This is a genomic window from Nonomuraea sp. LP-02 (assembly GCF_036289125.1).
GTDB classification, from domain to species: Bacteria; Actinomycetota; Actinomycetes; order Streptosporangiales; family Streptosporangiaceae; genus Nonomuraea; species Nonomuraea bangladeshensis.
Genome location: NZ_JAXCLK010000001.1, coordinates 4,111,521 through 4,132,763 on the forward strand (window position 1 = coordinate 4,111,521; position 21,243 = coordinate 4,132,763).

The following is a 21,243-nucleotide window of genomic DNA, read 5'->3' on the forward strand; positions in this document are numbered from 1 at the left end:
CGTCGTGTATCAGGCGCGCAGCTCGGCGTAGTCGAGCGCGGCCGTGAGCGTCTCCAGGTCGCGCATCAGCCGCTCGGTACGCTCGTGGCCGAAGGCGTCGGCGATGAGCCGGTGGTGCTCGGCCACCGCGCCGTCGGTGCGGGCCAGCAGCTCGGCCCCCCGGTCGGAGACGAACACCGCCACCCGCCGCCGGTCGCCCTTCGACGGCCCCCGGTAGACCAGCGCCCGGTCGATGAGCCGGTCCACCGCCTTGGTCAGCGTCGGATGCGGCATCAGCACGGCCTCGGCCAGCTCGCCCATGGAATGCCCGCGGCCCTCGGCCAGCGCCCGCAGGATGCGCCACTGCTCGACGGTGACGTCCTCGCCGGCCAGCACGGCGGCGAGGCCGCGGGTGACGCTCCGCTCCGCACAGCTCAGCAGGTAGGCGAGTGAGGACCCGAGACCGGAGTCGTTCATGGAGAAGGTCCTTTCTTAGGGGAGCTATTCCGGAGGATACTCGTCGGCGTGGCGGCGGTCGTCGATCCCTTAGAAGCGCGGCTCCTTCCCTCCGACTCGCTCAGGATCGGCCTGGTCGTGCCGGTGTCCGGGGTGCTCGGGCTGGTGGGCCCCTGCGCGATCAACTGCGCCGTGCTGGCCGCCGAGGAGCTCAACGCGGCCGGCGGGGTGCTCGGCAGGCCGCTGGAGCTGGTCCTGGTGGACGGCGGCCGGCCGGGCCGCGAGGTGGCCGCCGAGGTCGCCGGGCTGGTCGCCTCGGGCACGGTCCAGGCGGTCGCCGGGACACACGCCAGCGACGTGCGGGTGGAGGTGGTGGCGGCGCTCGCCGGGCGGGTGCCGTTCGTGTACGCGCCCCCGTACGAGGGCGGCGGCCACGCCCCCGGCGTCTACTTCCTGGGCGAGACCCCGCGCCGCCAGCTCGAACCGGCCATCGACTGGCTGATCCGCACCCGCCGGGCCCGCCGCTGGTTCCTGCTGGGCAACGACTACGTCTGGCCCCGGCTGGTGCACGCGGCCGCCCGCGCCCGCCTGCGCGCGGCCGGGGCGAGCGTCGTCGGCGAGGGCCTCGCCGGCTACGGGCAGGCGACGCGCTGGCTGGACCGGGTGGCCGGCGCCCGGCCTGACGCGATCCTGCTCACGCTGATCGGCAGCGACCTGGTGGCCTTCAACCGGGCGTACGCCGCCGCCGGGCTGGGCGCGGCCCGGCTCTGCGGGGCGCTGGAGGAGCATGGCCTGCTCGGCATCGGCGGCGACGGCACCGGCGAGCTGTACGCGTCCATGGGCTACTTCCGCGACCTCACGACCGAGCCGGCACTGGACTTCGCCGAGCGGTACGCGGCCCGCTTCGGCCCCGACGCCCCCATGCTCAACGCGCACGGCCACGGCTGCTACGAAGCGATCGCCATGCTGGCGGCGCTGTGCGGGCGGGCGGGCTCGCTGGCGGTGCCCGCCCTGGACGCGGTGGCCGAGGGCGCCACGATCACCAGCGGGCGGGGCCGGCTCACGCTGCGGGACCGGCAGGTGGCCCACCCGGTCCACCTCGCCCGCGCGGACGGCCTTCAATTCTTTCTGGAGAAACCTTTTCTCTAGAAAGCTTTGGCTCTAAGGTGCCAATCGCCCCCCTGACGCAGCTTAGGAGCCACGTCCATGAGCACCGTCGAGCAGTTCGGCTATCGCCAGGAACTACAGCGGTCCCTGGGTTTCGCCGACCTCATGATCTACGGCCTGATCTTCATGGTGCCGATCGCGCCGTTCGGCATCTTCGGCAACGTCTTCGCCGTCTCGCACGGGATGGTCGCGCTGGCGTACCTCATCGGCCTGGTGGCGATGGCGTTCACCGCGCTGTCGTACGCGCAGATGGCCCGCGCCTTCCCGATGGCCGGGTCCGTCTACACCTACGCCGGGCGCGGCATCGGCGCGCCGGTCGGGTTCATCGCCGGATGGGCGATCCTGCTCGACTACGTGCTCGTGCCTGCCCTGCTCTACCTGGTGGCGAGCGTGGCCATGAACTCGTTCGTGCCCGCCGTCCCCGTCGTGGGCTGGCTGGTGGCGTTCGTGGTGCTCAACACCGTCGTCAACTACCTCGGCATCCAGATGACCGCCAGGATCACCCGGATCATGCTGGCCGCCGAGCTGGCCGTGCTGGCGATCTTCCTGGTGGTCGGCGGCGTCGCCCTGGCGCAGGGCAAGGCGCAGACCGGCGCGCTCACGCCGCTGTTCGACTCCGCCGGGTTCAGCTGGAGCGTGGTGCTGGCCGCGGCGTCGGTCGCGGTGCTGTCGTTCCTCGGCTTCGACGGCATCTCGACGCTCGCCGAGGAGAACCGCGAGGACGCCCGCAGGCTCGGCCGGTCCATGCTGGCCGCCCTCGCCGTCGCCGCCGTGCTCTTCGTGGTGCAGACGTGGGTGGCCGCGCTGCTCACCCCCGGCCGGGCCGACCTCATCGCGAACGGCGACGAGGCCGGCAACGCCTTCTACGACACCGCCGAGTTCGCCGGCGGGCCCTGGCTGGCGGTGCTCACCGCCGTGGCCACCGCCGTCGCGTGGGGCTTCGCCAACTCGCTGGTCGCGCAGGCGGCCACCTCGCGGCTGCTGTTCGCGATGGGCCGGGACCGGATGCTGCCGTCGTTCCTCGCCAAGGTGCATCCCAAGCACAAGGTGCCGGTCAACGCCACGCTCGTGGTGGCCGCGATCTCGCTCGTCCTCGGCATCTTCATGAGCACCCGGGACAACGGCATCGGGGAGCTGGCCTCGCTGGTCAACTTCGGCGCCATGTTCGCGTTCCTGGTGCTGCACGTCTCCGTCGTGGTCCACTACCTGATCAGGAAGCGCAGCGGTAACCTGCTGGCGCACCTGGTCGTGCCCGTGGTCGGCTTCCTCGTGCTGGCCGCCGTCGTCATCAACCAGAACGTCGCGGCCCAGTGGGTCGGCGGCCTGTGGCTGCTGCTCGGCCTGGTCGTGCTCGGCATCACCTATCTGGCGGGCCGCCGGCCCGAGCTTCCCAAGGAGGTCGTGTGAACGTCGTTTCCTACCGCCCGAAGCCCGAGGAGCTCAGCTACACCTTCGGCGGCCGGCCGCCGGTCGGCAAGGTGCGCCCGGGCACGATCCTCGAGATCTTCACCGAGGACTGCTTCGGCGGCCTGGTGCGGACGGTGGACGACCTGCCGTCGCGGGTGTGCGAGTTCCCCTACCTCAACCCGGTGACCGGGCCGTTCCACGTGGAGGGGGCCGAGCCCGGCGACACGCTGGCGCTGCACTTCGTACGCATCACCCCGGCGCGGGACTGGGCGGTGTCCACGACGTTCCCCCACTTCGGCGCGCTGACCGGCACCCACACCACGGCCATGCTCCAGCCGCCGCTCGAGGAGCGCGTCTGGCGCTACGACCTCGACCTCGACAAGGGCGTGGCCGTCTACCACGCCCGCTCCAGCGACTTCAGCGTGGAGCTGCCGCTCGACCCCATGCACGGCACGGTCGGCGTCGCCCCCGGCGCGAACGAGGCCCGCATGACCATCACCCCCGACGCGCACGGCGGCAACATGGACACCCCCGAGCTGCGCGCGGGCGTCACCGTCTACCTGGGCGTCAACGTCGAGGGCGGCCTGTTCGCGATCGGCGACGGGCACGCCAGGCAGGGCCACGGCGAGGTGTGCGGCACCGCGGTCGAGTCCGCCATGAACACCGTGGTCGCGGTCGAGCTGATCAAGGGCGTGGCCACGCCGTGGCCGCGGCTGGAGGACGACCTGCACCTGATGTCCACGGGCTCGGCCCGGCCGCTGGAGGACGCCTACCGGATCAGCCAGCACGACCTGGTCACCTGGGCCGCCGAGCTGACCGGGCTCGACACCCTGGACGCCTACCAGCTCGTCAGCCAGGCCGGGGAGGCGCCGGTGGGCAACGTGTGCGACACCAACTACACGATGGTGGCCAAGCTGCCCAAGGCGTACCTCGGCGGGCCGGGCGTCTACGAGTCCGCGCACCAGCGGCTGCGCGCGCTCGGTTCCCAGTACACGAGTTAGTAAACCCGGATGTCGCAGGTCGGGGCGCTGATCATCTTCTGCTACCTGTTGGAGGGTGCTCAGGTTGGTGCTGTCCCTGCTCCTGCTCGATCCAAGCGCCGTCATCGAGGTGTCCCAACGCAACATCCCCGCTCCGCGCGTGCTCACCCCCGACGGCGACCGCCTCGGCTACGCCCCTGTGCCGCGCCCCTTCACCGGGGCGCGGCAGCTCACCGGCGTGCTGGTCGGGCGTGACGCGGCGACCGGCCAGGACATCATGTGCGGCGGCACCGTGATCGGCTCGCGCAGCCGCAGCCTGGTGCTGACGGCCGCGCACTGCATCTACCACCAGGGGCGGCAGCTCGGGCGGCTGGCCTTCCTGCCCGGCTACGACCGGGGGCAGGCGCGGCACGGCGTGTGGCCGGTGGTGCGCTCGTGGGTGCCGGCGCGGTGGCGGAACCGGCCGTACTCGACGGAGCTGCTGCCGTACGACGTGGGGCTGGTCGGCGTCGAACGGGGGGCCCGCCCGCTGGAGGCGGTCACCGGGCGCGGCCTCACGGCCATGCCGACCACCCGCGGCACCGCGCTGCGCGGCCTGGAGCTGCTGGGCTACCCGGCCGGCAAGGGCTATCCGGGAGTGCGGCTGCACCGGTGCCTGGGCGACACGACCGAGGGCGTCTCCGAGGGGCCGGGGCTCATGGTCACCCGCAACTGCCACGCCGCCGCGGGCGGCAGCGGCGGGCCCGCGCTGTACGGCGGCGCGGTCGCGGGCGTGGTGTCGTCGTCGAGCCCGCTGAGCGACGCCAAGGGCTACACGGTGCTGACCCGGCTGGGCGGCCGGCCCTTCGAGCGGATGCTGGCGAGGGCCGACCGGGAGATGCGCGCCGAACGCCGTGACTGACCTCAGCCTGCCTGCGTGACGATCCGCTCGCACAGGGCGTGGGTGGCGAGGGCGTCGCCCGCGTCCAGCACCCGGCCCTCGCGGACCGCGTCCAGGAACTCCACGCAGACCTGCTCGATGCCGCGCTGGCGGGACACCGGCACCCAGTCGGGCCGCCGCGTGAGCGTCTCGCCGCCGCGGTAGTCGACCACGTCGCCGAGGTTGACCACCCGCCGCTTGACGCCGTCGCCCATGACCTCGCAGGACTCCTCGCTCGCGCCGCTCACCCTGTTCATGATCCCGAGGGCGGTGCAGCCGTCGCCGGACAGCTCCAGCACGATGTGCTCGATGCGGCCGTCCCTGACCCTGGTCCTGATCGTGGTGTCCGTGACCGGGCCGGGCAGCAGGAACCTCAGCGTGTCGGCGACGTGGATGAAGTCGTCGAAGACGGCCCTGCGCGGGTCGTCGGGGTGGTTCTCCCTGTTCTTCTCCATGACGACCAGGTGCCGGGGCAGCGCGGCGAGCGCGGCGTAGCCGGGGGCGCGGCGGCGGTTGAAGCCGACCATGAGCGACCTGCCCTCGGCCCGCGCCAGGCGCACCAGGCGCTCCGACTCGGCCAGCGTGTACGCGATCGGCTTGTCGACGTAGACGTGCACTCCGGCGGCCAGCAGCGGCTCGACGATCTCCGGATGGGCCTCGGTGGCCGCGTGCACGAACGCCGCCTCCACCCCCGCCTTGATGACCTCGTCCACGCTGGTGGACCGGTGGGCGACGCGGTAGGCGTCGCCGAGCCGGTCCAGCCGGGCGGTGTTGCGGGTGCACAGGTGCAGGTCGAGGCCGGGCTGGGCGGCGAGCACGGGCAGGTAGGCCTTCTCCGCGATGTCGCCCAGGCCGATGATTGCTGTCTTCACGCGTCGAGCGTAGCCTTCAGCGCCTCGTCGACCGGGGTGGGCGCGACGCCGAACGTCCGCTGGAAGGCCGTGGAGTCCAGCACGTACGGCGCGGTGAACTGGTGGCGTACGTGCCCCAGCTCCCCCATCATCGGCGAGAACAGCCCGGCCACCCGCAGCAGCGGCCACGGGATCTGGACGAGCCGCGGCGCGGGCCTGCCGAGCAGGGCGGCCATCCGCTCCCCCATCTGCCGGAAGGTCAGCGGCTCGGCGGTCGGCACGTGCCAGGGCCGGCCCCAGGCCCGCTCGTCGCCCCCGGCCACGATGAGCGCGTCGGCCACGTCCGGCAGGTACGTCCACGCGTGCGGCATGTCGGCCGGCCAGATGATCGGAACGGCCTTGCCGGCGCGCAGCGGCTTGAGGAAGCGGTCGCCGAGGTAGGACTGGTCGGTGGCGCCGGGGCCGTAGTAGTCGGAGCCGCGCACCTCGGTGACCCTGATCCGGCCGGCCCGGTGGGCGGCGAGGGCGTCCTCCCACATTCTGGCGCGTACCCGGAACTTGGGGTCGGTGGAGGCGAGCGGCAGGTCCTCGGTCATCGGGCCGGCGACCGGGCCGTAGGGGTAGAGGTTGCCGAGCATCACGTACACGGCGCCGCTCGCCTCGGCGGCGGCCAGGAACGACGCGGCCATCGGCGGCCAGTCGGTCAGCCAGCGGTGGTAGGCGGGGTTGACGCAGTTGTAGAGGACGTCCGCCCCCTGGGCGACCTGGACGAGCCTGGCCTGGTCGGCGATGTCGGCCGCGACCTTGACCGCGCCCCGCGGGCCGCGGCCGGAGCGGGTGACGACGACGACCTCGTGCCCCTGGTCGAGGAGCTTGGCGGCCAGATGGCCGCCGACCTGGCCGGATCCGACGACGACGTGCTTACCCATGATCAAACCTGCTTCCAGACGAGACGGAGGACGGCGTTCAGAACGAAGAGGACGGCGAGGACGGCCGCGGGGGTCGCGGCGCCGGCGGCGTAGAACGCGAGCGCGCCGCCGCCGAACCAGACGATCTCCAGGGCGGCGCGGGCCAGACCCGTGAGCGGGTAGACGGCGTTCGCGCCGCCGTTCGCGCCGAACAGCGCCCACGCCGTGATGAACAGCGCCGGCGCGCCGAGCCCGGCCAGCAGCTTCAGAGCCCAGTTCGGGCTGACCGTGAAGCCCCAGTAGCCGGCGCCGAACAGCACGGCCAGCTCCAGGAAGAACATCAGGGCGGCGTTGGCGTGCTTGGCGAGGGTGAGCATCGGGGACTCCAGCGGTTGTTACTGCCGTTCGCTTACGAGAGCAATGCTCTCTCAAAAGAGCGATGTTCGTCAAGAGCAGTGCTCTCGTTTTTTCGCACCGCTCTGATAACCTGCCGTCATGACCGCAAGCCGCACCGCCAGAGAACGTGTCCGGGCCGAGCTCACCAGGGAGATCACCGACATCGCGCGCCGCCAGCTCGCCACCGAGGGCGCGGGCGGGCTGTCGCTGCGCGCGGTGGCACGGGAGATGGGCATGGTCTCCTCGGCCATCTACCGCTACTTCCCGAGCCGCGACGACCTGCTGACCGCCCTCATCATCGACGGCTACAACGCGCTCGGCGAGGCCGTCGAGCAGGGCGAGGCCGCCTGCCCCCGGGAGAACCACCTGGGGCGGTGGCTGGCCGCCTGCCACGCGGTGCGGGACTGGGCGCTCGCACACCCCCACGAGTACGCCCTGCTCTACGGCTCCCCCGTGCCCGGCTACCACGCCCCTCAGGACACCGTCGCGGCCCGGGCGCGGGACGTCACCGTGCTCGGCGGGCTCATCGCCGACGCCTGGCGGGCCGGGGCCGTGCACCTGCCAGACCGCCTGCCCGCGCCGCCACCCGAGCTGGCCTCGCAGGCGGGGGCGTTCCGCCAGTTGATGCCCGGCGTGCCGGACGACGTCCTGTGGACGGCCGCCTCGGCGTGGACGGCGCTGTACGGGTGGGTCAACTTCGAGGTGTTCGGCCAGTTCAACAACGTCATCGACGACCGCCGCGCCGCCTTCGACCACGCCATGCGCCTCACCGCCACCACCATGGGCCTCACCCCTGTGTGAGCAGCGGCAGGGGATGGGTGGCCCTCACCCTCTCTCAAAGAGCGGCACCAGCACTTCGTCCACGATCTGCACCACCAGTTCGTCGGGGATGGGGGTGCCGTTGAAGAGGAAGTGGTGCCGCAGCAGCGCATGCCCCGCATCCAGCCGCCTGGGGGTGACCACGCCCGGATCGACCTCCCCCCGCTCGACCGCCCGCCGCACCACCTCCTCCATGGCCTTCCTGCCCATCCCCTGCGACGTCCTGCGCATCGCGCCGAGCTGCGAGCCACTGCTCAGCGCCTCCCCGAGGAGCCCGCGCAGCGCCTCCCCCGCCGGCCCCGACAGGGCGCGCGCGGCCTGACCGAGCATGGCGATCAGGTCGCCGCGCAGCTCCCCGGTGTCGGGGACCGACTCGGGCGTGGGCAGGACGGTCCGCACGGCCTCGGCCACCAGCTCCAGGCGTGACGGCCAGCGCCGGTAGAGCGACGCCTTGCCGGCCTTCGCCCGCTCGGCCACCCGTTCCATGGTGAGCCCGGCATAGCCGCTCTCGGCCAGCTCGTCGAGCGTCGCCCGATGGATCGCGGCGTCGAGCGCCTCTCCTCTCCGGCGGGGCAGCTTGCGGTGGTCGGTGACCATGGCAGCCATCCTAGGCAGCGGGGACGACCGTGCCCGCGTCGCCGTTCACGGTCACGACCTGGCCGTCCTCCAGCGCGGACGTCCCGGTGCCCGTGCCCATGACGGCGGGGATGCCGTACTCCCGCGCCACGATCGCCGCGTGCGAGGCCGTCCCTCCGCTGTCCACGACCACGGCCGCGGCCCGCTGGAACAGCGGCGTCCACGACGGGTTCGTGTAGGGGCAGACGAGCACGTCGCCCGCCGCCAGCCGGCCGAACTCGGCGGGTTCCCTGATCACCTTCACCGGTCCGGTGGCGGTGCCCGCGCTCGCCGGGGCTCCGGTCACCAGCGCGTCCCCGTCCACCGCCGCGGGAGGGAAGACGGCGGCGGGGTCGATGAGGCGTATGCCGGCCAGCTCCTCCCGCTTCGCCGCCCGCGCCCGCGCGAGCTCGCGCAGCCGGGCCCCGTCAGGACCGGTCAGCGCGGCCTCGCCGCCGATCGCCTCCAGCTCCTCCAGCCGCAGGTGGAAGACGTCCTCGGGGCGGTCGAGCAGGCCCGCCGCGCACAGCCGCCGGCCCAGCTCGACGAGCGAGCGGCGCAGGACGGGCTGCGGCAACGTGAAGAAGAAGTGACTGTCCTCGCGGAAGGCGATCCCGGCGCGGGCGGCGGTCACCCAGCGCCGCATCCGCTCCCGCCGCCCGGGGGCGCGCAGGAGCGGGTGGCCGAGCAGCCGGTCGAGGGCGTCGCCCGGTTCCCCGGCCGCCGGCGCGGGGTGCGCGGCCAGCATCCTGACCAGGCCGAGCACGGTCTCCGGCGCGTCCGCCCAGGTGGGCGGGGTGACGAGGATGGGGCTGGCGGTCTCACGGTGGCCGTACTCGCGCAGGAACTCCTCGAACGCGGCCAGGAACTCGGCGGGCTTCGGGTCGGCGTCGAGCGCGCCGGTGCGGACGGCCACCTCGGCCAGCCGTTCCAGCGCCCGGTTGGTCTCGCTCGTCCGGGTGACCGCGCCGGCCAGCAGGCCCGGGAAGAGCGGGCCCCGGCGCAGCAGCTTGACGGCCACCAGCAGGCGCAGCAGCGCGAGCCCGGTGCCCGGCAGGTAGTCGATGCGCAGATCCGCCACCGGGGCGACCAGGTCGAGCGCCCTCCTGGGCACGCGGATCAGCTCCTCCCACGGCAGCGCCCCGAGGTCCAGGGCGGCCAGGTCGCGCGCCGCAGCCAGGTAGCCAGTGAAACGGCGGTCCTCCGTCCAGCGGGCGGGGTCGTACCGCCTGGCCTTGGCCGCGAGACGGAACGGCGCGGTCAGCGCCCTGGCCGTCGGGCGCGGCGCCGGCGGGACGAGCGCGACGACGACGCCGTCCTCCTCGCGCAGGAACCCCTCGAACCCGCCCCGGATCCCGAACGCGCCGGTCACCTTGCCCATCAGCCCCGCCGGCCCGTACGGCAGCCAGGTCGTCATGTCGATCGGGTACGGCCGGACCGGCAGGTATTCCATCAGGATGCCGGTGAGCCGGCGCCGCACCGGGTTGAGCCGGCCGGGCGGGGGCGGCGGCAGGGCCGTCATGGGCCGGGCCTGGAGCAGGTGGAGGCGGCCGGCGGCGTAGGCCCACTCGATGTCCTGGGGGCGGCCGTAGTGGGCGGCGACCCTGCGGGCGAGCCCGGCCAGCTCCGCCACGACCGCGTCCGGCAGCCGTGCCGTCCCGTCCTCGGGGCGGGTCTCGTGGACGACGCCGCCGCCGGGAGCACTGCGGACGACGACCTCGCCCCGGCCGGGCCGGTAGGTGATGCGGTCCTGACGGTCCACCTCGTAGTGGTCGGGTGTGACCAGGCCCGACACGACGGCCTCCCCGAGACCGGCGCCGGCGTCGACGACGATCCGCTCCCGGTCGCCGGTGACCGGGTCGGCGGTGAACAGGACGCCCGCCGTTTCCGCCTCGACCATGCGCTGCACGACCACGGCGATGCTCACCCCGGCGTCGTCGATGCCGAGCCTGGCGCGGTAGGCGACGGCCCGTTCGGTGTGGAGCGAGCCCCAGCAGCGGCGTACCGCGTCGAGCAGGGCCTGCTCGCCCACCACGTTGAGGTAGGTGTCCTGCTGCCCGGCGAACGCGGCTCCCGGCAGGTCCTCGGCGGTCGCGCTCGATCGTACGGCGACCGGCCCGGCGCCGAGCGCCTCGTACGCGCCGGCGATCTCCCGCCGCAGCTCGCCGGGCAGCTCGCCGTCCCGGCCCGCGAGTCGTAGGCGTGCGTGGTGACGACGAAGCCGGGCGGCACAGGGAAACCGTTCCTGATCAGTTCGCCCAGGTTTGCGCCCTTGCCTCCGGCCAGGGGCAGGTCGGCGCGGCCGACGGCGTCCAGGGGCGCGACGAGTCTCACGTGTTCTCCTTCAAGGGGATGTCATCGGCGTGCGCCGTGGTGCGGAGCGGGCGCGCCGGCAGCGCCAGCGCCAGCCCGAACGCCACGACCAGCAGCGGTGCCATGGCCCCGAACACCGGGGGCACGGCCGTCGCGAACGACTCGCGCACGCCGTCGGACAGCGCGGCCGGGGTCTCGGTGGCGGAGATCCCGGACCGCAGGGTGATGAAGGCGCCCACGACCGCGACCCCGGCCGACGCCCCGATCTGCCGGACGAACGTGACCGACGAGGTGGCCGTGCCGAGGTCGCCGTACGGGACGGCGTTCTGCGCGGCCAGCAGCATGACCTGCATGACCAGGCCGACCCCGAGCCCGGTGACCAGCATGGACGCGGCCAGCGCGGGCGGCGAGCCGGCCGTGAGCCCGACGAGCGCGAGCCCGGCCGCCGCGACGGCGGTCCCGGCGACGGGGAACGGTTTGTACCGGCCGGTCCTGGTGATCAGCCGCCCGGACACGATCGTGGCGGCCAGCACGCCGCCCATGAGCGCGGTCACCAGCAGCCCGGCCTGGGTGGCGCCGGCGCGGTGCGCGATCTGGAGGTAGGCCGGCATGTACGTGATCGTCCCGAACAGCGCGAACCCGATGAGCAGGCTGATCGCCACGGGCACGGCGAAGGCCCGCTCACGGAAGAGCCGCAGCGGCATGATGGGGTCGGCCGCGTACCGGGCGCTGACCAGCCAGCTGGCCAGCCCGCCCGCGGCCACCAGCAGATACACCGGCTCACGGGTCTGCCCGACCAGCACCACGCCCACGACGAGGGCGCCCAGCGCGAGTGCCCCGGCCACGTCGAGGGGCCGCCGCCCGCCCTCCGGCCGCGGCAGCCGCAGCGCCACGGTGAGCAGGACCAGCGCCAGCAGCCCGAGCGGCGGGTAGATCGCGAAGATCCACCGCCAGCTCACCCGGTCGATGAGAAACCCGCCGATCAGCGGACCGCCGACGGCGGCCACGACGTACGCCGAGCCGAAGTAGCCGAGGAAGCGCCCCCGCTCGCGCGGACTGACCAGCTCGCCGATGGCCGCCTGGGCGCCGATCATCAGCCCGCCGCCGCCCAGCCCCTGCACCACCCGGAACACGATGAGCTGCGGCATCGACGTGGCGAGCGCGCACAGGACGGCCCCGGTCACGAACACGACGACGGCGGCCTGCAGCGTCGGCTTGCGGCCGTAGCGGTCGCCGAGCTTGCCATAGACCGGCATGGCGACGGTGGCGGCGACGAGGTAGGCGGTGACGACGCCGGGCATCTGGTCGAGCCCGCCGAGGTCACCGGCCACGACGGGCAGCGCGGGAGCCATGATCGTCTGATCGAGCGCCGCGAGCAGCATGGCCAGGATCAGCCCGGTCACCACCAACCCCATGACGCCTCCCTTAGTGAACGAACCGTTCTCTAGAGAGAGTAGATCTGCCGTCGCCCGAATTCAACACCTCATGAATATCCGCTCCCGTCGCACTCGGCGGCGATGAGTTGCGGAAGGCCGGCCGGTCCAACTCCGGAGGACGACGTTCAGGAGGTACCGATGGGTGCGGTGGTGCTGCACAAGAGCATGTCGCTGGACGGCTTCGTCGCCGGTCCGGATGTCGGAGCGGAGCATCCCATGGGCAGGGGCGGCACGCGGCTGCACGAGTGGATGTTCACCGACCGGCCCGACCCGCGCGACAAGGAGGTCCTCGCCGCGACGACCGCTTCGGTGGGTGCGGTCGTGGTCGGCAGGCGTACGTTCGACGTCGGCCTGCCGCACTGGCAGGACACCCCTTATCCGGCGCCGACCTTCGTCCTCACCCACCGGACCCGCGACCGGCTCGTCATGAGCAGCGCGACGTTCACCTTCGTCGCCGACGGCATCGAGGCCGCACTGACGGCCGCCCAGAACGTGGCCGGCGACAAGGACGTGATCGTGATGGGCGCCCGGACAGGACGACAGTTCCTGCGCGCCGGACTGCTGGACGAACTGCTGATCAACCTGGTGCCGGTCGTGCTGGGCTCCGGAATCCGGCTGCTGGACGACCTCGCGCCCATCGAGTTGACCCGCACGCAGGTGATCGCCTCCGACACGGTCACGCACCTGCGGTTCCGCGTCGTGAAGTAATCACCCGCGGCACGGAGAGCGCGGGCTTGCCCGACTGGATCGAGCCGATAACCCTCGGCTCCGCGTCAACCTTTGGCTACATTGTGTAGCCGATTGACTTCACGACGCCATCAACCGTTTCGACACAAGTCCTGTCGGAACGGCGGTGACCCCCCAGGAGGTCAGATGCCAAAGGAAAGCGAGCTATGCCCCTCTGACTCGCCGACCGCGCTCTTCGGCTTCGAACTGCGGCGCCATCGAAAGGCCCGAGGCTGGTCCCAGATCCGCCTGTCGAAGGCGGTGCCCTACTCCGTCGGAACGATCAGCATGATCGAGACGGCCAGGCGGTCACCGACCGAGGAGTTCGCCCGCCACTGCGACGAGGCGCTGGAAGCGGAAGGCGCGCTGATGCGGCTCTGGCCGATGGTCAGCCACGCATGGGCCCCTCCATGGTTCCGGCCCTGGCTCGACGCGGAGGCCACCGCGGAGGCGATCCGGACATGGGAGCCGCTGATCGTTCCCGGCCTGCTCCAGACCGAGGACTACGCGCGAGCGATACTGAGCGGTGAGCCCGGCGTGACGACCCAGGAGATCGAGGAACACCTCACCGCGCGCATGGAGCGCCAATCCATCCTCCGGCGGCCCAAGCCCCCGATGCTCTGGGCGGTCCTCGACGAGGGAGTCCTGCACCGCCCAATCGGCGGCCACGCGGTGATGGCCGCACAACTCGCGCACCTCGCCGAACTCGGCACGGCACCGCGGATCACCATCCAGATTCTTCCGCTCAGCGCGCGTTCCACGACGGGGCTGCTCGGCGGCTTCGCCATCAGCCAGGCACACGGAACCCCTGACATGGCGTACGTCGAGGCCGCTTCCGACGCCCAGGTGACCGATTGGCCAGAAAGCGTCAGGATCCTGGCATTCAGGTACGAAGGGATCCGCTCCGAAGCTCTGTCTCAACGGGAATCCATCAGATTGATCGAGGAGACGATGCAACGATGGACGAGCTGACCCAGGAACTCCGCGCAGCCACGTGGACCAAGTCTTCTCACTCGGGCAGCAACGGCGGCAACTGCGTCGAGATCGCCACCCTCTCCGGGGGACACCGCGGCGTCCGCGACAGCAAGAACCCCACCGGCCCGGCCCTGCTCTTCACCCCGGGCGAATGGGACGCCTTCGTCCACGGGGTGAAGGACGGTGAGTTCGACTAGCCGCGACGAACGATCACCCGAGAAGGTCCTCAGGACCTTCTCGGAGTCTCGTCCCTTGCAGTTTCAGCGGGAGGCGCGGTTGACCGCCGAGATGATGGCCTTGAGCGAGGCGGTGGTGGTGTTGGCGTCGATGCCGACGCCCCACAGCACCTCGCCGTTGACGTCGCACTCCAGGTAGGAGGCGGCCTTGGCGTCGCTGCCCGAGCTCATGGCGTGCTCCGAGTAGTCGAGCACCCGTACGTCGATGCCGACGCCGCCGAGCGCGTCGATGAAGGCCGAGATCGGGCCGTTGCCGGTGCCGCCGACCTCGCGGATCTCGCCGTCGAGGCGGATGTCGGCGCTGATGCGGTCCTTGTCGTCGACCGTGGACTCGCTGCGGTGCGCCATCAGGCTCAGCCGGCCCCAGCGGTTGGCGGGGTTGGGGAGGTATTCGTCGCGGAAGATCTCGTACATCTCCGCGGGGCTGACCTCGCCGCCCTCGCTGTCGGTGCGGGCCTGCACGACCTTGGAGAACTCGATCTGCAGCCGGCGCGGCAGGTCGAGCTGGTGGTCGGACTTCATGATGTAGGCCACGCCGCCCTTGCCGGACTGGCTGTTGACCCGGATCACGGCCTCGTACGTGCGCCCGATGTCCTTCGGGTCGATCGGCAGGTAGGGGACCGCCCACGCGAAGTCGTCCACCGGCGTCCCGGCGGCCGCGGCGTCGCGCTCCAGGTGCTCGAAGCCCTTCTTGATGGCGTCCTGGTGGGAGCCGGAGAAGGCGGTGTAGACCAGCTCGCCGCCCCACGGGTGGCGCGGGTGCACGGGAAGCTGGTTGCAGTATTCGGTGACGCGGCGGATCTCGTCGATGTCGCTGAAGTCGATCTCGGGGTCGACGCCCTGGGAGAACAGGTTCATGCCGAGCGTGACCAGGCAGACGTTGCCGGTGCGCTCGCCGTTGCCGAACAGGCAGCCCTCGATGCGGTCGGCGCCGGCCATGTAGCCGAGCTCGGCGGCGGCGACGGCGGTGCCGCGGTCGTTGTGCGGGTGCAGCGACAGCACGATCGAGTCGCGGTGGCGCAGGTTGCGGCTCATCCACTCGATCTGGTCGGCGTAGACGTTGGGGGTGGCCATCTCGACCGTGGCGGGCAGGTTGATGATGACCTTGCGGTCGGGGGTGGGCTGCCACACCTCGTTGACGGCGTCGCAGACCTCGACGGCGTACTCCAGCTCGGTGCCGGTGAACGACTCCGGGGAGTACTCGAAGAAGACTTCCACGTCGCTCGCGTCGGCGAGCTTCTTCACCAGCTTGGCGCCCTCGACGGCGATCGCGGTGATGCCCTCCTTGTCCTGGCCGAAGACGACCCGGCGCTGCAGGGTGGAGGTGGAGTTGTAGAGGTGGACGATGGCCTGCTTGGCGCCCTCCAGCGACTCGAAGGTGCGCTCGATGAGCTCGGGCCTCGCCTGGGTCAGCACCTGGATGACGACGTCATCGGGGATGCGGCCCTCTTCGATGATCTGCCGGACGAAGTCGAAGTCGGTCTGCGAGGCGGCGGGGAAGCCGACCTCGATCTCCTTGTAGCCCAGGCGTACCAGCAGCTCGAACATCTGGAGCTTGCGGTGGGAGTCCATCGGGTCGATCAGCGCCTGGTTGCCGTCGCGCAGGTCCACCGCGCACCAGCGGGGCGCCTTGGTGATGACCTTGTCGGGCCAGGTGCGATCGGTCAGCCGGACCGGCTGGAACGGCTGGTAGCGATGGATCGGCATCCGGCTGGGCTGCTGAGCGGTCATGGTCGTTGCTCCTCGTCGGGCGGTTCGGAAAGGAAGCGGCCGACGCGCATGACTGGCTCCGCGGCGAGGGAGCCGGCCTTAAAGGCCCCCGCCGCGGCAGCTAAGAAGGAGCCCGCGCAGCATGTCTTGCACGCTATCAGACGTCTCGGTATGCGCCGTGCGTTATCTCAGATCGCGAGAAACGTCGTGTCGGAGCTCACTCCCCCATGAGCGCGCCTCCGCCCGTCCGCGCTATGGGGGCCCGGACTAGAGTTTTCGCATGAGTGATGACGAGATTCTGACGAGGATCAGCGCCCTGGTCGACGAGGAGCACCAGTTGCGCGAGAAGCTCTCGAACGGCGAGGTGACGACGGACGACGAGCACAACCGCGTCAAGGAGCTGGAGACGGCGCTCGACCAGTGCTGGGACCTGCTGAGGCAGCGCCGGGCCCGGCGCGGCGCGGGCGAGGACCCTGACGAGGCCGCGGTCCGCCCGGCCGGCCAGGTGGAGAACTACCGCCAGTAGCCGCGCGGAAATCGGTGGCCGGAGCCGCCCGGGGTGCGCTTTGCTGACCGGATGAGCATCCAGCGGGTCGATCTCGGCCAGGACGAAGGCATGGTCGCGGGCCTGTACGACGCGTTCGCGGCGGCCAACACCGACGACCCGGGCCCCCTGCTCGCCCTGCCCCGCTTCCGCGTGAGCTTCGGCGCCGAACGGCCGGGCCAGGGCGTGGAGATGTGGGTGGCGGCCGAGGGCGGGAAGGTCATCGGCGGCTACAGCCTGGGGCTGCCGCGCCTCGACAACACGCACACCGCGTCGGTGTTCCCGCTGGTGGTGCGGCCCGAGCGGCGCGGGCGCGGACTGGGCGCCGCGCTGTTCGAGCACGCCGTGGACCGGGCCCGCGCGCACGGCCGCCGGCTGCTGCTCACCGAGACGCCGGCCACGGGAACGGCCGCGCGGTTCGCGCGGGCGCACGGCATGACGCCCTCGACCACCGAGGCGCGCCGCACGCTCGATCTGCGCGCGGCCGACCCGGCGGCGCTGGAGGCGCTGAGGCCCGCGGTCGAGGGTTACACGCTCCACCAGTGGGTGGGCCCGGCGGGGCCGGAGCTCCTGGACGACCTCGCCGCCCTGTTCGACGGCATGAACGACGCGCCGCGCGACGCCGGCGTCGAGGCGAGCCACTACGACGCCGAGCGGGCCGGCGAGCGCGAGCGGAGCTTCGCCGAGGCGGGCCAGATCTGCTACACGACGATCGCCCGCCGCGTCGCCGACGGCGCGCCCGCCGCCTTCACCCGCATCGTCATCAAGGCCGACCGCTCCGACGGCTGGGCGAACCAGGCGGACACGGTGGTGCTGCGCCCGCACCGAGGCCGCCGCCTGGGCCTGCTCGTCAAGCTCGCCAACCTGCTGTGGCTGCGCGAGAGCGAGCCGCACCTCGACCGCGTCATCACCTGGAACGCCACCACGAACGCCCACATGCTGGCCATCAACGAGGCCATGGGCTTCCGGCTGTTCGACGAGTGGCACACCTGGCGGCTTGAGCTGTGACCCTCCCCAGGCACCGGCGGGCGGGTTACCCTGACCGTTTATGACCTTGGACGCGCTGCGCGACGGGGATCCACGCCAGGCCGGGCCCTACACCCTGCTGGGCCGGCTGGGCGAGGGCGGCATGGGGATCGTCTACCTCGGGCGGGCGCCGGACGGCGCCCGGGTGGCGGTCAAGCTGATCAACGCGCGGATGAGCGCGGACCCGGAGTTCCGGCGCCGCTTCGCCAGGGAGGTCGCCGCGGCGCGGCGGGTCGCCCGCTTCTGCACCGCCCCGGTCCTCGACGCCGACGTGGACGGCGACCCCGCCTACCTGGTCACCGAGTACGTCGAAGGGCCGAGCCTCGGTGACGCCGTACGCGCGTCGGGGCCCCTGACGGGGTCGGCGCTGGACGGGCTCGCGGCGGCCATGGCGGTGGCGCTGCGGGCCATCCACGGGGCGGGCGTGGTGCACCGGGATCTCAAACCGTCCAATGTGCTGCTCTCTCAGGTGGGGCCCAAGGTCATCGACTTCGGGATCGCGCGCTTCACCGAGGCGGAGGTGAGCAGCGCGATCGTGGGGACGCCCGCGTACATGTCGCCTGAGCAGGTGTCGGGGTCGCGGGTGGGGCCCGCGTCGGACATCTTCTCGTGGGGGTGCACGGTGGCGTTCGCGGCGTCGGGGGCGTCGCCGTTCGGTACGGGCTCGGTGCCGACGATCCTGCTGCGCATCGTGAACGAGGCTCCGGAGCTGCACGGGCTGTCGGGGGTGCTGCGGGAGCTGGTCGAGGCCGCGGTCACCAAGAACCCGGCGCAGCGCCCCACGGCCCAGGACCTCTTGGACCGCCTCAGCGCCGCCAACCCCACGGCCCAGGACCTCCTGGACCGCCTCGGCGCCGCCGCCCCCTCGACCCTGCCCGCGGACGCCTTCCCCGCCTCTCCCCCACCGCCCTCCCCGGGGGCGGCGGAGTCGCCGGGGGCGGCGGACCGCGAGCGGGCGGGCGCGGCGGACCGCGAGCGGGCGGGCGCGGCGGACCGCGAGCGAGCGGGCGTAACGGACCGCGAGCGGGCGGGTGGGACGGAGCCGAGCCTGGCGCCCTCGGACCCCACCCAGCCGGCCTCCGCCCCCGCGCCCGTCCAACCCGCCGGCGCACCCGCCCTGGAGGGTGGCGGCCGGAGGCGGGGCAGGGTGGTCGTCGCGGGAGCGGCGGCGGCGACGGTGGCAGTGGTCGGGGTGACGGCGGCGCTCGTGTGGAACGGGATGACCGGGCCCGGCGGCGACGGCGGCTCGCCCGCCGAGAGCGCAACCTCACAGGTGAGCGCCCCCAGGGCGACGGCCACCGCGCCGGAGAACGGGAACCCGCTGCGGGCCGCCCGTCCCGTCGCCTTCTACTCCCCCCGGGAGCCCTACGCCGCCGACCAGGCGACCCTCTGGCAGAAGGACCGCCCCCAGGACGCCGCCCTGATGGACAAGCTGTCGAAGGTCCCGCACGCCATCCGCCTCGGCAACCCAGAGGTACGCGACAAGGTGGCCCAAGCCGTGGACAACGCCGAGGGCGGGGTCCCGGTGTTCCTGGTCAACTACCTGCCCGGCAGCGACCAGTGCCGTCCCGCAACCCCGGCGGAGCTGGAGTCGTACCAGAGCTGGATCAAGGGGATCGCCGGCCAGATCGGCCCGTCCCCGGCCGTGGTGGTCCTGGAGCCGGGCAGCCTGGTCAAGCTGCCCGGCACGAAGAACTGCGACCCGCAGGGCTCCCCCGACCAGCGCTACGCGGCCCTGCGCGAGGCGGCCCGCGCGCTCAAGGCGAACCCGCGCACCGCCGTCTACCTCGACGGCGCCCAGGACCTCTACCCCGGCACCGAGATCATGGCCGAGCGCCTGCTCAAGGCGGGCGTCGGCGAGACCGACGGCTTCTTCGTCAACGCCGCCGCCTTCCAGCACACCGCGAAAGCCGTCGGGTACGGCAAACAGCTCTCGGCCTGCATCGCCCTGCGCCGCGCCGGCCGTTCCGACTGCCCGCTCGACGCGCCGGTGGACCTGGCCGCGCTGCCGCACTTCGTCGTCGACACCGCCCGCAACGGCCGGGGCTCCTGGGCGCCGGACAAGCACTACGCGGACCCGCAGACCTGGTGCAACCCGCCGGGCAGGGGCGTCGGCGACCGTCCCACGACCGAGACCGGCGAGGAGCTGGCCGACGCCTACCTGTGGATCGCCCGTCCCGGCACCTCCAGCGGCCGCTGCCGGCGCGGCACGAAGGGCGACAAGGACCCCGAGTGGGGCGTCGTCGCGCCGGAGGCGGGCACGTGGTGGGCGGAGCTCGCTCTGGAGCGGGCGAAGCTGGCGAATCCGCCGTTGCGCTGACGTTTCCGCCGGAAGGCGCCGATGTTAAGCGGACGTTAGATCTCGGCCCCTCCACCTTGTCCGGGCTCCTTCCTGGGGTGAGGCTCTGACCTGCACGTACTCCCCCAGCCCCCTGGAGGTCCCCAAGTGAGCAAACCCCGTGTGCCGTGGAAGGCGGTGGTCGGCGGCTCGGTCGGCAACCTGGTCGAGTGGTACGACTGGTTCGTCTACAGCAGCTTCGCCGTCTACTTCGCCGCGTCCTTCTTCCCGGAGGGCGACGACACGGCCAAGCTGCTCAACACCGCGGCCATCTTCGCCGTCGGCTTCTTCATGCGCCCGCTCGGCGGCTGGCTGCTCGGCCGATACGCCGACCGCCGGGGCCGCAAGGCGGCGCTCACGCTGACCGTCACGCTGATGTCGGCCAGCGCCCTGCTGATCGCGATCGCGCCGACGTACGAGTCGGTCGGCTACTTCGGCGCGCTGGTGCTGGTCGTCGCCCGGCTGCTCCAGGGCCTGTCGGTGGGCGGCGAGTACGCCGCCAGCGCCACGTACCTCACGGAGGCGACCCCGCGCGGCCGCCGCGGCCTGGCCTCCAGCTTCCAGTACGTCTCCATGACCGCCGGCCAGCTCGTCGGCCTCGGCCTGCAGATCATCCTGCAGAACACGATGTCGAAGGAGGCGCTCAGCTCCTACGGCTGGCGCATCCCGTTCGTCGTCGGCGCGCTGGCCGCCGCGGTCGTGTTCTACCTGCGGCGGAGCCTGCTGGAGACCGAGGCGTACGACGAGGAGCGGCACGCCGAGGAGAGCTCGGACCGGGGGACGATCCGGGGGCTGCTCGCCCACAAGAGGGAGGCGCTGCTGGTGATCGCCCTGACGATGGGCGGCACGGTGGCGTACTACACCTACACGACGTACCTCACCAAATACCTGTCCAACACGGCGGGCCTGCCGAAGGAGACGGCCACGCTGGTGAGCTTCTGCGCGCTGTTCGTCTTCATGTGCCTGCAGCCGCTGGCGGGGGCGCTGTCGGACCGGATCGGGCGGCGGCCGCTGCTGATCACGTTCGGGATCGGGTCGATGCTGGGGACGGTGCCGCTGATGACGGCGCTCGGCGGGGCGAGCGGGTTCGGCGGGGCGCTGGCGCTGTCGCTGACCGGGCTGGTGATCGTCACCGGCTACACCTCGATCAACGCGGTGGTGAAGGCCGAGCTGTTCCCGACCGGGGTGCGGGCGCTCGGGGTGGCGCTGCCGTACGCGATCGCGAACGCGCTGTTCGGCGGCACCGCCGAGTACGTGGCGCTGTGGTTCAAGGACGCGAAGATGGAGTCCGGTTTCTTCTGGTACGTCGCCGGTTGCGCCGCGGTCTCGCTCATCGTCTACCTGTTCATGCGCGAGACCAGGGACGCGGCCCTGTCGCGGGCCGAGCAGACGGCGGGGGCCGTCCCGGAACGGGTATAGCCCGCGCGCGTCTACCCTGGCGG

Annotated in this window: 20 protein-coding genes and 1 pseudogene; 12 read left to right on the forward strand and 9 right to left on the reverse strand. The window is 72.3% G+C overall.

The features are described 5' to 3' along the window. Positions 1 to 9: 9 nt before the first annotated feature. Positions 10 to 456 (reverse strand): MarR family winged helix-turn-helix transcriptional regulator, encoded by a 447-nt coding sequence (locus SMD20_RS19015; RefSeq protein WP_329582741.1) that lies wholly within the window; start codon positions 454 to 456, stop codon positions 10 to 12. Between the two features lie 48 nt (positions 457 to 504). On the opposite strand from SMD20_RS19015, the gene SMD20_RS19020 reads away from it, so the two are divergent. The 4 genes from SMD20_RS19020 to SMD20_RS19035 are packed head-to-tail and all read left to right on the forward strand — an operon-like array spanning position 505 to position 4,890. Further along, the gene (locus tag SMD20_RS19020) at positions 505 to 1,584 is read left to right on the forward strand and encodes a substrate-binding domain-containing protein (RefSeq protein ID WP_329582743.1); all 1,080 of its coding nucleotides are present in this window, start codon (positions 505 to 507) and stop codon (positions 1,582 to 1,584) included. 57 nt (positions 1,585 to 1,641) lie between these two features. Then, the gene (locus SMD20_RS19025; protein WP_329582745.1) at positions 1,642 to 3,009 is read left to right on the forward strand and encodes an APC family permease; all 1,368 of its coding nucleotides are present in this window, start codon (positions 1,642 to 1,644) and stop codon (positions 3,007 to 3,009) included. Continuing rightward, positions 3,006 to 4,010, forward strand: coding sequence for an acetamidase/formamidase family protein (locus SMD20_RS19030; protein ID WP_329582748.1), 1,005 nt, complete (start codon positions 3,006 to 3,008; stop codon positions 4,008 to 4,010). The genes SMD20_RS19025 and SMD20_RS19030 overlap by 4 nt, the downstream gene beginning before the upstream one ends. Before the next feature lie 55 nt (positions 4,011 to 4,065). Continuing rightward, positions 4,066 to 4,890, forward strand: coding sequence for a trypsin-like serine peptidase (locus SMD20_RS19035; RefSeq protein ID WP_329582751.1), 825 nt, complete (start codon positions 4,066 to 4,068; stop codon positions 4,888 to 4,890). 2 nt (positions 4,891 to 4,892) lie between these two features. Here the strand turns inward: SMD20_RS19035 and SMD20_RS19040 are convergent, their stop codons facing one another. Genes SMD20_RS19040 through SMD20_RS19050 form a run of 3 tightly spaced genes read right to left on the reverse strand, consistent with a single transcriptional unit; the run spans position 4,893 to position 7,044 of the window. Beyond that, complete coding sequence (locus SMD20_RS19040) at positions 4,893 to 5,780, reverse strand: Gfo/Idh/MocA family protein (protein ID WP_329582754.1); 888 nt, start codon at positions 5,778 to 5,780, stop codon at positions 4,893 to 4,895. Then, positions 5,777 to 6,688, reverse strand: a complete 912-nt coding sequence (locus tag SMD20_RS19045) for an NAD-dependent epimerase/dehydratase family protein (RefSeq protein WP_329582757.1) — start codon at positions 6,686 to 6,688, stop codon at positions 5,777 to 5,779. The genes SMD20_RS19040 and SMD20_RS19045 overlap by 4 nt, the downstream gene beginning before the upstream one ends. A 2-nt stretch (positions 6,689 to 6,690) precedes the next feature. Beyond that, the gene (locus tag SMD20_RS19050) at positions 6,691 to 7,044 is read right to left on the reverse strand and encodes a YrdB family protein (RefSeq protein ID WP_329582760.1); all 354 of its coding nucleotides are present in this window, start codon (positions 7,042 to 7,044) and stop codon (positions 6,691 to 6,693) included. A 118-nt stretch (positions 7,045 to 7,162) separates the two neighbouring features. Here SMD20_RS19050 and SMD20_RS19055 point away from each other — a divergent pair, with 118 nt between their 5' ends. Then, on the forward strand, positions 7,163 to 7,864 hold the full coding sequence (locus SMD20_RS19055) for a TetR/AcrR family transcriptional regulator (protein WP_329582762.1): 702 nt from the start codon (positions 7,163 to 7,165) through the stop codon (positions 7,862 to 7,864). A gap of 24 nt (positions 7,865 to 7,888) precedes the next feature. On the opposite strand, the gene SMD20_RS19060 is transcribed toward SMD20_RS19055, so the two are convergent. The 4 genes and pseudogenes from SMD20_RS19060 to SMD20_RS19075 all read right to left on the reverse strand — a co-directional run bounded on the left by SMD20_RS19060 (position 7,889) and on the right by SMD20_RS19075 (position 12,225). After that, complete coding sequence (locus SMD20_RS19060) at positions 7,889 to 8,479, reverse strand: TetR/AcrR family transcriptional regulator (RefSeq protein ID WP_329582765.1); 591 nt, start codon at positions 8,477 to 8,479, stop codon at positions 7,889 to 7,891. A gap of 10 nt (positions 8,480 to 8,489) precedes the next feature. After that, positions 8,490 to 10,019: a PEP-utilizing enzyme gene (locus tag SMD20_RS19065; protein WP_329592602.1), complete on the reverse strand. Its 1,530-nt coding sequence runs from the start codon at positions 10,017 to 10,019 to the stop codon at positions 8,490 to 8,492. Between the two features lie 51 nt (positions 10,020 to 10,070). Then, positions 10,071 to 10,831: pseudogene (locus SMD20_RS19070) on the reverse strand (PEP/pyruvate-binding domain-containing protein); the annotation flags it as partial. Continuing rightward, entirely contained in the window at positions 10,828 to 12,225 is a 1,398-nt protein-coding gene (locus tag SMD20_RS19075) for an MFS transporter (RefSeq protein WP_329582768.1), read from the reverse strand. The pseudogene SMD20_RS19070 and the gene SMD20_RS19075, both read right to left, overlap by 4 nt. 159 nt (positions 12,226 to 12,384) lie before the next feature. Between SMD20_RS19075 and SMD20_RS19080 the strand changes: the two genes are divergently transcribed. The 3 genes from SMD20_RS19080 (at position 12,385) to SMD20_RS19090 (ending at position 14,144) form a co-directional block, all read left to right on the forward strand. Beyond that, positions 12,385 to 12,954 carry a dihydrofolate reductase family protein gene (locus SMD20_RS19080; protein WP_329582770.1) on the forward strand — a complete coding sequence of 190 codons (570 nt, stop codon included), beginning with the start codon at positions 12,385 to 12,387 and terminating at the stop codon, positions 12,952 to 12,954. A 165-nt stretch (positions 12,955 to 13,119) separates the two neighbouring features. Further along, a complete protein-coding gene (locus tag SMD20_RS19085) occupies positions 13,120 to 13,944 on the forward strand; it encodes a helix-turn-helix domain-containing protein (RefSeq protein WP_329582773.1) in 825 nt (274 codons plus the stop codon). Further along, the gene (locus SMD20_RS19090) at positions 13,932 to 14,144 is read left to right on the forward strand and encodes a DUF397 domain-containing protein (protein WP_329582775.1); all 213 of its coding nucleotides are present in this window, start codon (positions 13,932 to 13,934) and stop codon (positions 14,142 to 14,144) included. The genes SMD20_RS19085 and SMD20_RS19090 overlap by 13 nt, the downstream gene beginning before the upstream one ends. Positions 14,145 to 14,207: 63 nt before the next feature. On the opposite strand, the gene leuA is transcribed toward SMD20_RS19090, so the two are convergent. Next, positions 14,208 to 15,914: a 2-isopropylmalate synthase gene (gene leuA, locus SMD20_RS19095; protein ID WP_329582779.1), complete on the reverse strand. Its 1,707-nt coding sequence runs from the start codon at positions 15,912 to 15,914 to the stop codon at positions 14,208 to 14,210. A gap of 259 nt (positions 15,915 to 16,173) precedes the next feature. Between leuA and SMD20_RS19100 the strand changes: the two genes are divergently transcribed. The 4 genes from SMD20_RS19100 to SMD20_RS19115 all read left to right on the forward strand — a co-directional run bounded on the left by SMD20_RS19100 (position 16,174) and on the right by SMD20_RS19115 (position 21,220). Then, positions 16,174 to 16,419, forward strand: a complete 246-nt coding sequence (locus SMD20_RS19100; RefSeq protein ID WP_329582781.1) for a DUF2630 family protein — start codon at positions 16,174 to 16,176, stop codon at positions 16,417 to 16,419. Positions 16,420 to 16,470: 51 nt separating this feature from the next. Continuing rightward, positions 16,471 to 17,445, forward strand: coding sequence for a GNAT family N-acetyltransferase (locus SMD20_RS19105; RefSeq protein WP_329582784.1), 975 nt, complete (start codon positions 16,471 to 16,473; stop codon positions 17,443 to 17,445). A 40-nt stretch (positions 17,446 to 17,485) separates the two neighbouring features. Further along, entirely contained in the window at positions 17,486 to 19,783 is a 2,298-nt protein-coding gene (locus SMD20_RS19110; protein ID WP_329582787.1) for a protein kinase domain-containing protein, read from the forward strand. A gap of 126 nt (positions 19,784 to 19,909) precedes the next feature. Beyond that, entirely contained in the window at positions 19,910 to 21,220 is a 1,311-nt protein-coding gene (locus SMD20_RS19115) for an MFS transporter (protein WP_329582790.1), read from the forward strand. The last annotated feature ends 23 nt before the right edge of the window (positions 21,221 to 21,243 follow it).

Coding starts and splice junctions, on each gene's coding strand:
- SMD20_RS19045 (WP_329582757.1), bottom strand. CDS start 6,688: ATGGGTAAGCACGTCGTCGTCGGATCCGGCCAGGTCGGCGGCCATCTG.
- SMD20_RS19075 (WP_329582768.1), bottom strand. CDS start 12,225: ATGGGGTTGGTGGTGACCGGGCTGATCCTGGCCATGCTGCTCGCGGCG.
- SMD20_RS19060 (WP_329582765.1), bottom strand. CDS start 8,479: ATGGTCACCGACCACCGCAAGCTGCCCCGCCGGAGAGGAGAGGCGCTC.
- SMD20_RS19050 (WP_329582760.1), bottom strand. CDS start 7,044: ATGCTCACCCTCGCCAAGCACGCCAACGCCGCCCTGATGTTCTTCCTG.
- SMD20_RS19015 (WP_329582741.1), bottom strand. CDS start 456: ATGAACGACTCCGGTCTCGGGTCCTCACTCGCCTACCTGCTGAGCTGT.
- SMD20_RS19065 (WP_329592602.1), bottom strand. CDS start 10,019: ATGACGGCCCTGCCGCCGCCCCCGCCCGGCCGGCTCAACCCGGTGCGG.
- SMD20_RS19025 (WP_329582745.1), top strand. CDS start 1,642: ATGAGCACCGTCGAGCAGTTCGGCTATCGCCAGGAACTACAGCGGTCC.
- SMD20_RS19100 (WP_329582781.1), top strand. CDS start 16,174: ATGAGTGATGACGAGATTCTGACGAGGATCAGCGCCCTGGTCGACGAG.
- SMD20_RS19090 (WP_329582775.1), top strand. CDS start 13,932: ATGGACGAGCTGACCCAGGAACTCCGCGCAGCCACGTGGACCAAGTCT.
- SMD20_RS19055 (WP_329582762.1), top strand. CDS start 7,163: ATGACCGCAAGCCGCACCGCCAGAGAACGTGTCCGGGCCGAGCTCACC.
- SMD20_RS19080 (WP_329582770.1), top strand. CDS start 12,385: ATGGGTGCGGTGGTGCTGCACAAGAGCATGTCGCTGGACGGCTTCGTC.
- SMD20_RS19105 (WP_329582784.1), top strand. CDS start 16,471: ATGAGCATCCAGCGGGTCGATCTCGGCCAGGACGAAGGCATGGTCGCG.
- leuA (WP_329582779.1), bottom strand. CDS start 15,914: ATGACCGCTCAGCAGCCCAGCCGGATGCCGATCCATCGCTACCAGCCG.
- SMD20_RS19085 (WP_329582773.1), top strand. CDS start 13,120: ATGCCAAAGGAAAGCGAGCTATGCCCCTCTGACTCGCCGACCGCGCTC.
- SMD20_RS19110 (WP_329582787.1), top strand. CDS start 17,486: ATGACCTTGGACGCGCTGCGCGACGGGGATCCACGCCAGGCCGGGCCC.